Annotated in this window: 17 protein-coding genes; 5 read left to right on the top strand and 12 right to left on the bottom strand. The window is 33.0% G+C overall.

What is annotated here, in order from left to right; all coding sequences use genetic code 11:
• Nucleotides 1-14: 14 nt before the first annotated feature.
• Nucleotides 15-848, bottom strand: coding sequence for a 50S ribosomal protein L11 methyltransferase (gene prmA / locus BLP44_RS04570; RefSeq protein ID WP_008462980.1), 834 nt, complete (start codon nt 846-848; stop codon nt 15-17).
• A 115-nt stretch (nt 849-963) separates the two neighbouring features.
• On the opposite strand from prmA, the gene BLP44_RS04565 reads away from it, so the two are divergent.
• On the top strand, nt 964-2,100 hold the full coding sequence (locus BLP44_RS04565) for a hypothetical protein (protein ID WP_091129878.1): 1,137 nt from the start codon (nt 964-966) through the stop codon (nt 2,098-2,100).
• Nucleotides 2,060-4,396, top strand: coding sequence for a hypothetical protein (locus tag BLP44_RS04560; protein WP_091129875.1), 2,337 nt, complete (start codon nt 2,060-2,062; stop codon nt 4,394-4,396). The genes BLP44_RS04565 and BLP44_RS04560 overlap by 41 nt, the downstream gene beginning before the upstream one ends.
• A 230-nt stretch (nt 4,397-4,626) precedes the next feature.
• Here BLP44_RS04560 and tpiA read toward each other — a convergent pair whose 3' ends face one another.
• The 4 genes from tpiA to BLP44_RS04540 all read right to left on the bottom strand — a co-directional run bounded on the left by tpiA (nt 4,627) and on the right by BLP44_RS04540 (nt 8,036).
• Nucleotides 4,627-5,379 carry a triose-phosphate isomerase gene (gene tpiA, locus BLP44_RS04555; RefSeq protein WP_091129872.1) on the bottom strand — a complete coding sequence of 251 codons (753 nt, stop codon included), beginning with the start codon at nt 5,377-5,379 and terminating at the stop codon, nt 4,627-4,629.
• 96 nt (nt 5,380-5,475) lie between these two features.
• On the bottom strand, nt 5,476-5,973 hold the full coding sequence (locus tag BLP44_RS04550) for a TlpA family protein disulfide reductase (protein ID WP_066035041.1): 498 nt from the start codon (nt 5,971-5,973) through the stop codon (nt 5,476-5,478).
• A 331-nt stretch (nt 5,974-6,304) separates the two neighbouring features.
• Nucleotides 6,305-7,405 carry a BT_3928 family protein gene (locus tag BLP44_RS04545; protein WP_066035040.1) on the bottom strand — a complete coding sequence of 367 codons (1,101 nt, stop codon included), beginning with the start codon at nt 7,403-7,405 and terminating at the stop codon, nt 6,305-6,307.
• Between the two features lie 91 nt (nt 7,406-7,496).
• Nucleotides 7,497-8,036, bottom strand: a complete 540-nt coding sequence (locus BLP44_RS04540) for a DUF1599 domain-containing protein (protein WP_008462999.1) — start codon at nt 8,034-8,036, stop codon at nt 7,497-7,499.
• A 223-nt stretch (nt 8,037-8,259) separates the two neighbouring features.
• Between BLP44_RS04540 and folP the strand changes: the two genes are divergently transcribed.
• On the top strand, nt 8,260-9,087 hold the full coding sequence (folP, locus tag BLP44_RS04535; RefSeq protein WP_091129868.1) for a dihydropteroate synthase: 828 nt from the start codon (nt 8,260-8,262) through the stop codon (nt 9,085-9,087).
• Nucleotides 9,088-9,266: 179 nt separating this feature from the next.
• Complete coding sequence (locus tag BLP44_RS04530; RefSeq protein WP_091129864.1) at nt 9,267-9,899, top strand: hypothetical protein; 633 nt, start codon at nt 9,267-9,269, stop codon at nt 9,897-9,899.
• Between the two features lie 63 nt (nt 9,900-9,962).
• Here BLP44_RS04530 and BLP44_RS04525 read toward each other — a convergent pair whose 3' ends face one another.
• The 7 genes from BLP44_RS04525 to BLP44_RS04495 all read right to left on the bottom strand — a co-directional run bounded on the left by BLP44_RS04525 (nt 9,963) and on the right by BLP44_RS04495 (nt 14,927).
• Nucleotides 9,963-10,430 carry a CHRD domain-containing protein gene (locus BLP44_RS04525; protein WP_091129861.1) on the bottom strand — a complete coding sequence of 156 codons (468 nt, stop codon included), beginning with the start codon at nt 10,428-10,430 and terminating at the stop codon, nt 9,963-9,965.
• Between the two features lie 173 nt (nt 10,431-10,603).
• Nucleotides 10,604-11,077 carry a 23S rRNA (pseudouridine(1915)-N(3))-methyltransferase RlmH gene (rlmH, locus tag BLP44_RS04520; RefSeq protein ID WP_091129858.1) on the bottom strand — a complete coding sequence of 158 codons (474 nt, stop codon included), beginning with the start codon at nt 11,075-11,077 and terminating at the stop codon, nt 10,604-10,606.
• A gap of 208 nt (nt 11,078-11,285) precedes the next feature.
• Complete coding sequence (locus BLP44_RS04515) at nt 11,286-11,591, bottom strand: antibiotic biosynthesis monooxygenase family protein (RefSeq protein WP_091129854.1); 306 nt, start codon at nt 11,589-11,591, stop codon at nt 11,286-11,288.
• A gap of 95 nt (nt 11,592-11,686) precedes the next feature.
• Entirely contained in the window at nt 11,687-13,102 is a 1,416-nt protein-coding gene (locus BLP44_RS04510; protein ID WP_091129851.1) for an amidohydrolase family protein, read from the bottom strand.
• Between the two features lie 255 nt (nt 13,103-13,357).
• Nucleotides 13,358-13,642: a GNAT family N-acetyltransferase gene (locus BLP44_RS04505; RefSeq protein WP_091129848.1), complete on the bottom strand. Its 285-nt coding sequence runs from the start codon at nt 13,640-13,642 to the stop codon at nt 13,358-13,360.
• A 5-nt stretch (nt 13,643-13,647) separates the two neighbouring features.
• Nucleotides 13,648-14,043 (bottom strand): OsmC family protein, encoded by a 396-nt coding sequence (locus tag BLP44_RS04500; protein WP_008463013.1) that lies wholly within the window; start codon nt 14,041-14,043, stop codon nt 13,648-13,650.
• Nucleotides 14,044-14,045: 2 nt separating this feature from the next.
• A complete protein-coding gene (locus BLP44_RS04495; RefSeq protein WP_091129844.1) occupies nt 14,046-14,927 on the bottom strand; it encodes a pirin family protein in 882 nt (293 codons plus the stop codon).
• 313 nt (nt 14,928-15,240) lie between these two features.
• Here BLP44_RS04495 and BLP44_RS04490 point away from each other — a divergent pair.
• Nucleotides 15,241-15,525: hypothetical protein (locus BLP44_RS04490; RefSeq protein ID WP_139159170.1), on the top strand; the 285-nt coding region annotated here is incomplete at its 3' end.

Here is a 15,525-nt window from a genome sequence, read left to right as displayed (position 1 = left end):
TTGATTATCAGTGTCTAATTTACGTATTTTAAAGATACCCAGTTGTTTCTTTGAAGCTTTTTAACATAAGTTAAACCTTTTTCAACGCACGAAGCATCAATAAACGGAATGTCTTCTTCATAGAAACCGCTAAAAAGAATAATTCCTTTTGGATTCAAAGCATCAACATAAGCCTGCATATCGTTCAACAAAATATTTCTGTTGATATTGGCAATAATTAGATCATACTTTTTACCCGCCAATAATGCAGCATCGCCTTCATAAACGGAGATATGTTTGCAATTATTGCGTTCCGCATTTTCGATAGAGTTGAGGTAGCACCAATTGTCAATATCAATGGCATCAATTGGTTCAGCACCTTTCATTTCAGCCAAAATAGCCAAAATAGCTGTTCCGCATCCCATATCAAGTGTTTTTAAACCTTTTACATCCATTTCCAATAAATGCTGAATCATCATGTGAGTAGTTTCATGATGTCCAGTTCCAAAACTCATTTTTGGCTCAATCACAATATCAAACTCAGCATCCGTTTTTTCGTGAAAAGGAGCGCGAACGTGACATTTTCCGTCTACATCAATCGGTTCAAAATTCTTTTCCCATTCCTCGTTCCAGTTTACCTGATCGATTTCTTCAATCGTATATTCAATCTTAAACTCCTCAGATTGTAGAATATAAATATCATCCAGAATATTTTCATCCCATAAATCCTTCTTCACAAAAGCAGAAATTCCGTTTTCAGTCTCTGTAAAACTCTCAAACGCTTTTTCGCCCAATTCAGCCACTAAAATTTCAGAACCCAACTCTTTTGGCTCAATTGTAAAATGATATCCTAAATATATATTCGACATAAATAAAAATTTTTGCAAAGGTAAGAATACAAAGCAAAAGTTGTTCATAAATAAATCATATTGTTATAAATTTTAATACTAATTTTGAATTGTATTTTGTAAGTTTTTTATTATTATGAAAAATATTGTTTTGCTAGCGCTTTTGGTTATTCTAAGCTCAGCAAGCTGCGAAAAAGAGCATGACGTTATCCGGTCCTTTTGTTATTGGAAAACCGATATGGATTTTCAGGAAGCGGAAGATTCTTTAATAAAGAAAATGGATGTCCAACATATGTATGTCCGTTTCTTTGACGTAGATTATAATCCGTATTCAAAAGAATCTTTGCCAGTTGCCACCATTCAGGATATTTCACTCAATAAAAGTAATCCTGAGATTACGCCAAGTATTTTTATTACAAACGAAGTAGTTTTAAAATCTGATGCCAAACAGCTGGATAGTCTTGCGGTGAGAATGGCTCGCCGAATCGAACAGATTGCTAAAAAGATGAACGATAGAAAAGCAGAAAGCAATGCGTATAATATTGTTTACCCAAAAGATTATTATAAGCAGAAAGACTTTAAAGCTCTGAATTATGATTCGGTTAAAAAAGCAGAATCAGCCAAATTAAAAGTTGATTTTAAAGAAATTCTGATTGACTGTGATTGGACCGAAAAATCGCAGAAGAATTATTTCTATTTATTAAAGCAGATTAAAAAGCAACATCCAAATTCGAAAATTGCGGCAACAATCAGGCTTTGGCAATATAAATATGCTACAAAAGCTGGAATACCGCCAGTTGATAAAGGCTTGCTGATGTGTTATAATATTACCAAACCAGACGATTTTCAGACTAAGAACTCTATTGGAACTAGCGAAGAATTGTCGCAATACATAACACACAGCGATTACAAACTCAAACTGGATATTGCCTTGCCATTGTATAGTTGGGGAATCGCTTTTAGAGGAAATCAATTTAAAGGCATTTTATCTGATTATGATGGATTGATAAAAGATACCATTAAAGTGAAAAAAACTTCAGAGGACAAATATGTTTTGCAAGATGATGTTTTAATAGGGCAGACGTATCTTAGAAATGGCGACGAAATTAGAATCGAGAAAATTTCAGACAATGAAATTGATAAAATGATTTCGATCATTAAAAACAAAATTCAGATTGACAATCAGACAAAAGTGACCTTTTTCTCTTTTGATAAAAAATACATAAACGATTATGGAACCGAAAATATCTCCAATTTTTATGCGAGTTTTTAGCAGCTTGCTTTTCATTTTAAGCGTTCAGTTTTCATTTGCCTGCGGATGGAGCGTTTCTCCAGAAACCAGCCGTTTAGCTTTGTTTAAAGCACAGCGAGATGGTTTCTTTAAACTCACGCCATTCTATTATTCGGCAGATAATTATTATGCAACTAATACTGTTTCGAGTGTAGATCAGGAAAAGAATTGTTTAGAGTGGAAAAAGAAATTAGGAAATGGCATTAATCCTGATGACGTTCATAAGATTTTGTATGAGACAGATTCAGAGCAATTTCAAACTGCTTTTGAAAACAAAACTTTAAAAAGTGTCTTTCCTAAAAACACTTTTGTAGAAGCTTTATTATTGTCTAAAAATAAAGCTTTTTTAAATTATATTTTGCTGGCTAAAAAGTTGGAATATGGTAATGTAGAATATACAAAATGGGAATCTTGGGATCAAGTAGGAAGCAATTATAAAAACTATGATTTAGAAGATAATTTCGATTTTGAAAAGAAAATAAAATCGACTAAAGATTCATTTCTAAAACAGCGCTATGCTTTTTTAGCGTTGCGATATTATTTTTATGCACAGCAAAAGCAAAATGTTATGCAATTATATGATTCCTACTTTGCTTCTGAATCGAATACAATTCTTAAACCATGGGCATTGTATTACAATGCATTATGTGTTGAGAATTTACCTTTACAAAATTATTTGCTGAGTAAAGTTTTTAATTCCTGCGAAGAAAAATCATTTGCGGTGCTGCAGCATTACAATTGGAAATTGACTGAAGAAACTTTGGCATTAGCACAAAACGATGAAGAACGAAGCGTTATTTTGTCAATTGAAAGTCTTCGAAATCCGGCACCAGACTTAAAAGCAATTAAAGCAATTTATGAATTAAGTCCAAACAGTTTGTTTTTAAGTTTTTTAATTGGAAGAGAAGTAAACAAACTCGAAGATTGGATTTTTACGCCTCAGTATACCAATGACGGAACTCCATCAGTAGTTTTCAGCAGTACAGATTGGTATGAGAATTACGCTAAAGCGAAAGAAGAAAACTTCAACAAGGATATTTTATATTTGAGAGAATTAGAATATTACTTGATTTCGATTCGCGAACAGACTTCTGGCGAGCAGAAAGATTATATTACCGCTGCAATTGCTCAATTATGTTTCATTGACGATCAGGTCGATGAAGGAAAAAAATATACTGATTTGATTTCTAGTAAAGCCAATGCTTCGATACAGATGCAAAAAAATATTCAGCTGGCTTTGGTTTCATTAAAACAAGATGATTTAAAGGACGAAAAAGTTCAGAATCAGCTTTATAAATACTTTGATTCAGTTGAAAATTTAGTAGAAACCGATCACGGATTATTTAAAAATTTATATAGTTTATACCGAATTGCAAGTAATGATTTTTATATAAAAGGAGATGTTGTTACAGCTGGTTTGCTTTGGATGAAATCGGATATTAAAAATGAAGGAGAATATGCAGCATATAGCAATCCGTACTTCTTTAGTTATATAGGATATTTTGACCGAAATGCATCTGTAAAAGATGTCGATCTTTTGATGGCTTTACAACAAAAAACAGATAAAACGCCTTTTGAAAAATATATTTGTTCTGGAACAATTGCCCCAAATATCAATTATTATAAAGATTTAAAAGGTACAATTGCTTTTAGAAATAATAATCTGGAATTGGCTTATGAAACTTTTTCAAGTATGCCTCAGGATTTTTGGGAAAAGAATTATGAGTATAAAAACTATTTAAACGAAAATCCTTTTACTCCTAAAATTCTTCAGAAACAAGAAGAAAGAAAGTTTGATTATCGTTTCAATAAAACTGATTTTATAGCAAAACTGATTCAGCTTAAAAAGCAAAATACAGCAAGCAGCAATCTGCAATTGGCGCACGCATATTTTAATGTTTCGTATTTAGGAAATTCCTGGATGATGACCGCTTATGACTGGAGTTCTGGAGCATCTTACACAGACTATGTTTACGGAGATAATACAGAAAACGAAAAGAAATACCAAACTGGCAATTATTACAATCTGAAAATGGCCAAAATGTATTATGAAAAAGCTTTAAAAATGTCCAGAAACACTAACGAAAAAGCAATGGCCAGCTTAATGATTTTTGAATGCAATTATTATGATCATTATGCAGAATTGATTAGCGAGGAAGAAGAAGCCAAAAATCCTTTTAAAGCAGGAAAAGAATTGGTTAATTTTTATTCAGTTTACAAAACCACGCCAACGTTTAAAAAGTACAATTGCCCACTTTTGAAATCGTTTATTAATTAAAATTGTTTTTTAACCATATAAGCGATAAAAGTGAATATAATCTCTTGACTTTGAGTGAAGAGAATATAAGCATATAAAAAAAACGTTCGCTGTGCGAACGTTTTTTTTATATAGGGATTTCAAAATCTAAAATCTAAAATCTAAAATCTAAAATCTAAAATCTAAAATCTAAAATCTAAAATCTAAAATCTAAAATCTAAAATCTAAAATCTAAAATCTAAAATCTAAAATTAAAGAGCTGTAACAATAGCTAAGAAATCGTCGGCTTTTAAAGCTGCGCCTCCAATTAAACCACCATCTACGTCTGGTTTAGAGAAAATTTCTTTAGCATTTTCTGGTTTAACAGAACCACCATATAAAATAGAAACTTCATCAGCGATATCAGCTCCAAAAGCTTTACGGATAGTTTCTCTGATGAATTCGTGCATTTCTTGAGCTTGCTCTGGCGAAGCAGTTTCTCCAGTTCCGATAGCCCAAACTGGCTCATAAGCTAAAACAATTTTAGACCAAGATTCTTTTGCAATATGGAAAACGCCATCACGCAATTGATTCTCAACAATGTTGAAGTGATTTCCAGACTGACGGTCTTTTAATTCTTCTCCAAAGCAGAAGATTACGGTCATATCATGTTTTAAAGCTGTATCTACTTTATTTGCGATTAAAGCATCTGTTTCGTGGAAAATAGCTCTACGCTCTGAGTGGCCTAAGATTACGGTATTAACTCCAATGCTTGTTAACATATCTGCAGAAATTTCTCCGGTAAAAGCACCACCTTCAGCTTGGTGAACGTTTTGAGCAGAAACTCCGATAGTTGTATTTTTTAATTTAGTTGCTGCCGCTTGTAAGTTTACAAAAGTTGGCGCTACAATTACTTGTGCATTTGTTTTCGCTGGAATTTTAGCAATTAATTCGTTCAATAACTCTTCAGTTTGCGCAGCATTTTTATGCATTTTCCAGTTTCCTGCAACAATCGATTTTCTCATTTTGGTAGTTTTATATTATTTTTTTGTTTTTTGTTTGAAATTAAAGCATAGTCAAAATTGATATTGGAATTTTGACATTGCAATTGTTATTGAAGCTTATTTCAATGATTGTAAAGTAGAATTGATTTTTTCGAAATCAGTTTCGATCGCTCTGTATAAAACGATTTTTCCTGTTTTGTCCACTACGATATATCTTGGAATCCAATCTAAATCAATCGCTTTTCCGAAAAGGCCTTTCATACCATCATTCATCATGTAGTGATCGCCTTTATTTAATTCGTGTTTTTCGATTCCTGCTTTCCATTTATCAGCTGTTTTATCAGCCGAAATGAACAAGTAAGAAACATCAGGATTATTGGCTTGTAATTCTTTTAATTTTGGCATTGCTTTTACGCAGTCACCACACCAAGAAGCCCAAACTTCGATAACCAAAGTTTTTCCTTTATATTTTTTTAAGATGTTTTTGAAAGTAACCTGACTTCCGTCAGTGGCTAATAATTTCTCAGATAAAGCCTCTTTAGAAAAAGCTGTTTTCTGTGCCTGTGTGCAAGAAAAAGAAATAAATGCAATTACGGCTAGGACTAATTGTTTCATATTTTATTAAAATTATTTTTTATTAAGGTACTGAATTCACAAAGTTAAACAAACAAATTGAATGCCAATTGCAGATTAACAAAATTTGAAGAGTCGTTTATTTTGTAACAAAATGGTGTTTTTTGGTTGAAAAAAGCGTTTTGAAAACGTAATAGTTGGCTGTGAAATCAAGTATTTTTTTGAAACTCATTTTTGGGAAATAATTAAAAAGCATTTTTTTTGTTTTCGCAAATGAAAATTGAAGCAGAAAAACGTCAGATTTCATAAAAAAAAGCCTTCAATGAAATTAAAATTATTGAAGGCTTTTTAGATTTATATGTTAATTGGAATATTATAACTTCAAATCATCTGTATCATTGTAATGAACTTTTTGAACAATAGTTCCATTATGAACAACTACAATGCTCGGATTTGCTCTTTCGACAGTTTTTAAAGCTGTACCGTCGCAGAAATAGAAATCAATATCTAAAGCATAATCTTTTTTGGCTTTTGCAATTTCCTCAGCTCCAGACGCCGTCATTCCAATTACTTTGTAACCTTTAGCTTTTGCCTCTGCCGTAACTTTTGCTAATTTTTTCATTCCTTCCGGATTTGATAAATTCAAATCGTAAGTTACATAGATTAGCAATTTAGGCTCTTTTAATAATTCTTCTTTATAGTCAGAATCATCTTTTGTCATGGTGAAATCATGAATTGGCGGAACGTATCCTTCTGAAATTACTTTGTCTTTTCTATCAACAAATACGGCACCTTCAGGAATATTCATTAAATCTTTTTCTGTAAATTCTTTATCAACACCATTTACTTTGTAGATAAAAATCATTTCAACAACCGATTTAGGCGCGCCCTCTGGAATTTCCATTCCTTTTTCGATGTTTGTTCCCACTTTATATGGACGGAAATCTTTGATAGGATTGTGATTTATAACCCAAACCGCCATGAATACACAAAGAACAATACTAATCAATACGATGATATTGGTAACTAGTTTAGAAAATAAAGGTTTTACTAATTTTTTATTGATGAATAAAATCAAGATAAAGAACAGTAAAACAACATCTTTTGTAAACGACTGCCAAGGCGTTAAATGTAAAGCATCTCCAAAACAGCCACAGTCTTTTACTACATCAAAATAAGCAGAGTAGAAGGTAAGGAAAGTAAAGAAGACAATTAAAAGCAATAATGCCCAAATCGTTAATTTTGATTTATAACCCACCAAAAGCATCACGCCTAAAACTACTTCTAAAATTACTAAGAAAATAGCTAATCCTAAAGCTAATGGCTCTAGAAATGGCATATTGAAAACCGGTTCACTAAAATATTCAGCAAGTTTATAAGAGAAACCAACAGGATCATTCAGTTTTATTAATCCGGAAATAATAAATAGTACGCCGACAAATAATCGGGAGAATTGGGTAATGATGTTTTTCATGGCAAATATTTAGGGTTTAAATTCTAAATTTTTAAATCCCAAACTCCAATATTAAAGTTGGAATTTGGGATTTTATTTTTTGGAATTTGATTTATTTTATAGGGTTTAAGATTAAAGCAAAAACAGAATAATTAATCATATCCTGATAATTAGCATCGATTCCTTCAGAAACAATTGTTTTTCCTTTATTATCTTCAATCTGTTTAACACGAAGCAATTTCTGCAGAATTAAATCGGTTAAAGAACTTACACGCATATCGCGCCAAGCTTCGCCATAATCATGATTTTTGGCTTCCATTAAATCTTTGGTAAGCTTTACTTTAGCATCATATAATTCAGTTGCTTTTTCAACATCAAGATCCGGCTGATCTACAACACCCAATTCTAACTGAATCAAAGCCATAATAGAATAATTGATGATTCCGATAAATTCTCCTTTTTCATCTTCATCCACTTTGCGGACTTCATTTTCTTGCAAACTTCTAATTCGCTGTGCTTTTATAAAAATTTGATCTGTCAATGATGGCAATCTTAAGATTCTCCAAGCACTGCCGTAATCTTTCATTTTATTGATAAACAAGGTGCGGCAAACCGCTATAACATTATCAAACTCTTGAGAAGTATTCTTCATTTATATGCTGTATATTTGCTAAAATTTCTTCAAAAATAAGGATAATTTTTTTAGAGTTTCAAGTTTAAGGTTCGCTTTGTTTCAAGTTTTTTCTAAACAAAGTGTTAATAGGGATAACTTGAAACGGAAAAATGTTTCAAGTTTCAGGTTTCAAGTTTTACGTTCCAGAACTTGTGCAATCTGAATTAACTTGAAACTTTAAACAAATAAAAACTTGAAACAAATGTTTATTAACTGCAAAGGCGAACTTATAGATTTATCGGTTCCTAAAGTAATGGGAATCCTAAATGTTACGCCAAACTCCTTCTTTGACGGAGGAAAATATAAAAACGAAGACGAGATTATTTCGCAAGTCGGTAAAATGCTTTCTGAAGGCGCAACATTTATCGATATTGGCGCTTATTCGAGCAAGCCAAGTGCCGAATTTGTCTCAGAACAAGAAGAAATTGACCGCATTGTTCCAGCTATAGAATTGATTTTAAAACATTTTCCACAAACGTTACTATCTATTGATACTTTTAGAGCTGAGGTTGCGAAAGCGAGTATAGAAAGTGGTGCAGCAATTATAAACGATATTGCGGCAGGAGAATTGGACGATAAAATGTTTGATGTTATCGCTAAATATAACGTTCCGTACATCATGATGCATATGCGAGGAAATCCGCAGACGATGCAAAGTTTGACACAATATGATGATATTATTAAAGAAATGCTTTTCTATTTTTCTGAGAAAGTGCAACAAGCAAGAAGTTTAGGAATTAACGATTTGATTCTAGATCCAGGTTTTGGTTTTGCCAAAACAACCGATCAAAATTATGAAGTGATGCAAAAAATGGAGCTTTTTAATCTTTTAGAATTACCCGTTTTGGCAGGGATTTCAAGAAAATCAATGATTTATAAAACACTTGATATTACGCCACAAGAAGCTTTAAACGGAACAACGTTTCTAAATACAATCGCTTTGACAAAAGGAGCAAAAATTCTTCGTGTGCACGATGTGAAAGAAGCGGTGGAATGTGTTACTTTGTTTAATAAAATGAGTTTCGAATAATATTTAACGATCGTTTTGTCATTCCGAGCAACGAGGAATCACACTCGAAACTCGGCAAACATTGGCGAATTTCTGAGAGGAAATACTTGTGTGATTGCTTTGTCAGTTCGCTATCGCTCGTGTCCTCGTTCCTCGGAATGACAAACTTGTATTAATTCTCTGTTTAAAAAATAAATACAATGAAATACTTCACTTTAATTATCGCTTTACTTCTTTTCTCTTGCGGAAAAAAACAAGACGTTTTACTTCCAAAATCAAATGTCTCAATTGTAAAAGATGTGCAAGATCATTCGCCAATTTATATCTTTTTTAAAGTTGAAGGAAAAGACACAATAGCTGATTTAAATCGAAAAAGTGCCATAATTTCAACAAATTGGATTTTCAATATTGATAAACGTCTTCCTTTGAAATTGGTGATTCCTCACGTAATAAAAATGCAGGATAAAAAGCGAAACGAGAAAATGCATCAGAATGAAGAATCGGAGAACTATTATTCGTACGCAGATTCTGTTGGAAAGAATTTAGCTTTTCTGCCTTTTACAAAAGTGTTTTATAAAACGGAAAGACCCAAAATAGGAAATTTTGTAGTTTACTTTAAAAAGGGAAAACAACAGGTTTTTATGGGAAATAAAGAGATAAAAATTTCAGAGATATTAAAGCAATTCTATAGCATAAAGTTTGAGAAAGTGCCAGATTTGGTGTTTTTATTTGATAAGGATATGAGTTATGGAGAATACATTCAATACAAAATCCTATTGCAAAAAGAGGTAACGTATAATCTAGATAGACTACCAGTAGAATTTATTTTTTAATGCGTTAACATAAAAAAACGAAAAGCCTTTCTAATTCAAGAAAGGCTTTTTAGTTTTAGAATTTTAATAACCACCACCTCCGCCTCCGCCGTCTCCGCCAGAAGTACCAGTTTTTGTCAGAGCACCGCTGATTTCGCCATTTGGATAAGCAGTAGTATGTAAGTTAACGTAATAATGATTGGCCATCAGCTCCGTAATTTGTGCATCAGTAATAGAACCAGATACAGATATTGGAGAGGTTGATACGCTTGCATCAGGAAACGGAATAACAATTGTGCCGTCTGCCGCATGTATATGACCATGTATTGGTGTTAGTCCTGAAAAATTTACTTTAAGATCAAACGTCTTGTTGGTTTGATTTAATTTTAGTGTTGCACTGCCTGAAGCTGAAGAAGTTGCGCCTGTAACTGGGGTCAAATTAGCAGTAAATGTCACAATTACTGGTGTTGTGTAATTGTCGTCGTCATTAGAACAAGAAGTTCCAATTAAAAGCAATAGTAGGATTGCCGAAAGGCGAAATAAAGATTTCATAATTATATGCTTTTTAGGTTAGAAGAATATTAAAAAACTATAATTATTAAATTTTATTAAGATTTAATAAATCACTATAAATTTACGATTTTATTTTCAGAATAAACTGTTTTGTTGTGGTAAAATGCTGTTTTTTAGCTGTTTGTGTTTTGGTGATTTAGGAAGTAAATAGTTTATTGGTGATGATAAGGTTCGTTTCGTAAAATCGTAAAGCCGCGGTACAATTGTTCGATAAAAAACAGACGAACCATTTGATGCGAAAATGTCATTAGCGAAAGCGAAACTTTTCCTTGCGCTTTTTTATAAACCGTTTCAGAAAATCCGTAAGGTCCGCCAATCACAAAAACCAGTGTTTTTATACCGGAATTCATTTTCTTTTGCAATTCTTCAGAGAAACCAACGCTGGAGAAAGTTTTTCCGTTTTCATCCAATAAAATCAATTGATCGGTTGCAGAAAGTTTTGAGAGAATTAATTCGCCTTCTTTTTCCTTTTGCTGGCTTTCAGATAAGTTTTTTACGTTTTTGATGTCGGGAATAATCTCCAATTCAAATTTGATGTAAAATGACAAGCGTTTAGTGTAATCGTCAATCAAAGTTTGAAGCGATTTATTGTCTGTTTTGCCTATTGCGATAAGTTTGATGTTCATTGGTTATTTTTTTTAGCCACGAATTACACGAATTACACGAATTAGTACGAATTTAATTTAAACACATAGAGACATAGTTTTCTTTGTCTGTAAAAGGCGTTTCACTTATTGCAATGCACATAGCTATGTGTTAAAGTTTGCTTTTTCTGTAATCTTAAACGGAAACAATTGGCTATGTTTCTATGTGTTTAATTTTTACGTATGTAATTTATTGTTTTTTATTTTCAAAAACGGTTTCGAAATGCTCTACAATAGGAAAAGGCTCGTAATAATGGTGCAAAATCTTTTTCCATTCCAAATATGCTTCAGAAGTTCTGAAACCCACCGTATGATCTTCAAGAGTATTCCAGTCGACCAATAAAAGATATTTGTTTTCGACTTCGAGACATTTTTCTAAACGATGTCCTAAATAACCTTCAATGGACGAAATATATTGACTTGCTTTTGCAAAATCAGCTTCAAATTGATTGGCTAATTCTGGTTTAACATACAGAAATGCTGCTTCTAGAATCATATTTAAATGAATTTTATCTGCTTGATTTGCTAAATCTGCGGGAAAAAAATTATACTCTCGCAGATTTAGCAGATTTGGCAGATTTTATGTTTTTATTAGTTTTTAGAAAATCTTGCTTCAAAAACTTTGAATCTATTATCAAGATCTTTAATCAATTGTTTTTTAACCGATTCATCCTGAATGAAACTGTAATTGATGCTGTTGTAAACGTACTTTTTGATTGTTTCATAATTTACATCAGGATATCTTTTTGCCAGTAAAACATATTGCTCTGTCATATTGCTTCTTAAAATTCCCGCATCATCTGTGCTGATTACAATTGGCACATTAAACTCTTTATAAAGCGTAAACGGATGTCTGTTTTCTTTTACTTTCAAAATGAATTCGTTGCTCGCTAAATTGATTTCAATTGGAATATTTTTTTGAGCCATATATTTCAATAAATCATACGAATTGGCTTCGTAAGCAATATCAACTCCGTGACCAATTCTGTTAGCGCCTGCCACATAAATCGCATCGTTGATGTGCCACGTTAATTCTTCTGGCTGAACCAAACCTAAAGTTAATTCACCGGCATGAAGCGTATATTTTACGTCTGGAAATTTAGAATGGCAATATTTGAACATCACCATGTGCAACCAATAATCTTTCATAGAGTTTTCGCCATGCTCTGGAGAAACGATATTTACACCAGCAGTCAGTTTGCTTTCGCTTGACGAAATGAAAGCAATAACCAGATTTTTAAATAAATCTACAGGTTCCATAAAACGAAGTACAAAGTTTTGATAACGCATCGTGAACTTTTCATCATCAATTTTTAAGTCTTTGTGAAGTTTCGCTAAGAAATTGGTATTGAAATCATCGGCATATTTTTTGGCATCTTTTTTCTGAAGTGATTTATATAATTCATCCAAAAGTTTCAAAACAGCTTTTTCATCTTTTTGACTAGCTGCCTGGCGAAGATTGGTATTGAAATCTGCCAAATCAGAAACGTTCATATCACATGGAATAGTCGATAATTGTGTTTCTATATAACTTACGTTTTCGGCAATGGCACGTTTTTTTAATTCGAGCATTCCTTCTGCAAAATGACCTTGAATGGTTGGTTCAAACTTCATAAAAGAATCAAAAAACTGATCGTCAGAAGGCACAGAACCATTATAATCTTTAACAGACCAAGTCTGCATAATTTGCTGTTCGTAGTGCTCTAATTTTCCTTTATTTTTAAGAGATGAAAAGTTTTCCCAGTTTCCGTTTGAAGGTTTGGTTTTAGAAACGGCCATAGTTTCCAGATTCAAATAAAAGTCTTCTGCAATAGCTCTTTCCAAAAGAGGTTCTGCATAAACTGATCCTGAAAAATGATGGTGTAAATCGCCTCCTTTAGGCATTTGTTGAAAGAAAGCTGTTAAGAGAGCTTCATTATTCCTGATTTTTTCTAAATAACTCTCAGCTGATTGAGAAAAGCCGATTTGTGCTATAAAAAAACAGAAAAGCGTAATTATTCTTGTCATACTCTAAGATTAAATTACGCGCAAATATACGAGTTTTCGGAGAAATTTGAAAATTTGTTTTCTGTTGCGGTGAGTTTTACCGCAAAGAGCGCTAAGATTTATAGCAAAGTTCGCAAGGTTTTATTTCAAGCTTAACTTAATATAAACGCCAAAGTTCGCAAAGCTTTGTCTAAAAAGCTTTGCGAACTTTGCGTTCCCGATAGCTATCGGGATTGTGTGCTTTGCGGTAAAAAAAAAACTTAGAACCTTAGCATCTCACGAAAAAAGCACATCACGTATTTCTTCCACTTTATCAAAAACACTTTTTGCAAAAGGACAAAGCGGGATAATTTTTAAGTTGTTTGCTCGTGCATAATCTACAGCAGCCATAACAAGTTTTTTGCCGACACCTTTTCCGTTAAAATCTGGACTTACTTCGGTATGATCGATGATGAATTTTGAGTCTCCTGCCCAAGTATACGTCATTTTTCCTGCTTCTTTTCCGTCTTCTACGGCTTCAAAATAGCCTCTTTTTATATCGTTTATTTGTTGAATTTCCATGATAATTATATTAGTGTGGTTTTGATTTCGATTGAATGTGTCAATGTTTTATGGATTGGACAACTGTTTGCAATCGTTTCCAGTCTTTGTCTTTGCGTTTCGTCTACTTCGCCTATTACTTCAATTCTTCTGGTAAATGAGGTGCAATTTCGCTCTGAATCTCTTTCGAAATCAATTTTGATATTGATTTCTTCAACATTCCATTGTTTGCGATTAATGTACATTCTTAAAGTAATTAAGGTACAAGAAGCTAATGATGACGCTAAAAGTTCAGTAGGATTTAGACCTAAATTTTTTCCGCCTAAAGATTGTGGTTCATCTGAAATTAAAACATTTCCGCTGGCAGATGTGATTTCCGTTCGATACAGGCGCGTATCTATTTTTGCTGAAAGTGTATCCATAATTATTTAATTCTTGGTTCTGGTAATGGAACAAATTCGGTTTCGCCAGGAACTTTTGGGAAAGTTTGGTTTGTCCAGTCAATTTTAGCTTTTTCGATGAGGTTTTTATCAGAAGAAACAAAGTTCCAAAAGATAAAATGTTCTTCAGGAAATGGCTGTCCGCCAAAAAGATAAACCGTAGAATTTTCAGCAATTTCAAACTCGCACAGAGAAGCTTCAGTTGTAATTAAAATCTGTTTTGGATCGTAAACATGTTCGCCATTTTTGATGCTTCCTTCTAAAATATACAATCCGCTTTCTCCGAATAGATGATGTCCGATATTGATTTTTTTAGCTTCTTTACTTTTAATTTCAATAAAATATAACGGACTGTAAACAGGAACTGGCGATTTTTTGCCAAAAGCTTCACCAGCAATTAATTTGTATGAAACACCGTCTTCTTCCCAAGCTGGAATATCATCTGCTTCCACATGCGTGAAATTCGGATCCATTTGTTCCAATTCTTTCGGAAGCGCCACCCAAATCTGCAATCCGTGAAGCATTTTGTCTGAATGTCTTAAATATTCTGGAGTTCTTTCAGAATGAACGATGCCTTTTCCAGCCGTCATCCAGTTTACGGCTCCAGGTTTTATTTCCAATTCTGTTCCTAAACTGTCGCGGTGCATAATGCTTCCTTCGAATAAAAAAGTAAGCGTTGAAAGTCCGATATGCGGGTGTGGTGGGACATCCATATTTTCGTGGTCACTTAAATGTGCAGGTCCCATATGGTCGATAAATACAAATGGTCCGACGGCTCTTTTTTCACGGAAAGGCAATAAACGGCCTACCAAAAAGTTGCCAATGTTGGCAGCACGTTCTTCGATAATTAAACTGATATTTGACATGTGGTATTATTTGATTTGAAAACAAAATTACAGTTGTGATGGAAATCTGTAACTTAATTTAGATTAAGAAACTTGTTTTTTGTGTTAGCTATAAAAGTAGAGAAAATGTAGAATATTTCAAATTGTTGATTTTTATGTTTTTACGTTTTTTTGTCATTTCGACGAAGGAGAAATCTTCGTAAGAAACTCTACAAAGATTGTATTCTCGTTGCGGAGCTACTTGCGGAGCTACTTGTGGAGATTTCTCCTTCGTCGAAATTGTAAAGGTTAGATAATTCGGTAACAAAATTTAACTTTAATAAATTTTGTTGCGATGAGAAATAACAGTCAAGATTCAACATTAGAGAGGAACTATTTAGAGAAGTATCGTTTTCTGATAAAAGAATATGAGCAGGTAAAAAATAAGACCCATCCAATGCATAAAAAAGCAATGGATTTTTACACAGCAAACGACACGTGCAGAAAAAGCTTCTTAAAGTATTATAATCGCTATAAGCAGAGCGGAAAACCTTTGGATCTGCTGCCGCAGAAGCGGGGGCCAAAATATAAAACCAGACGCCCTTTGCCGTTCATAGAGCAAAAAGTGATTGAATTAAGA

The organism is Flavobacterium anhuiense (assembly GCF_900101855.1).
In the GTDB taxonomy this organism is placed as follows: Bacteria; Bacteroidota; Bacteroidia; order Flavobacteriales; family Flavobacteriaceae; genus Flavobacterium; species Flavobacterium anhuiense.
The sequence above is the reverse complement of the archived record's forward strand: the minus strand, read 5'-3'. Positions and strand labels throughout refer to the sequence as shown.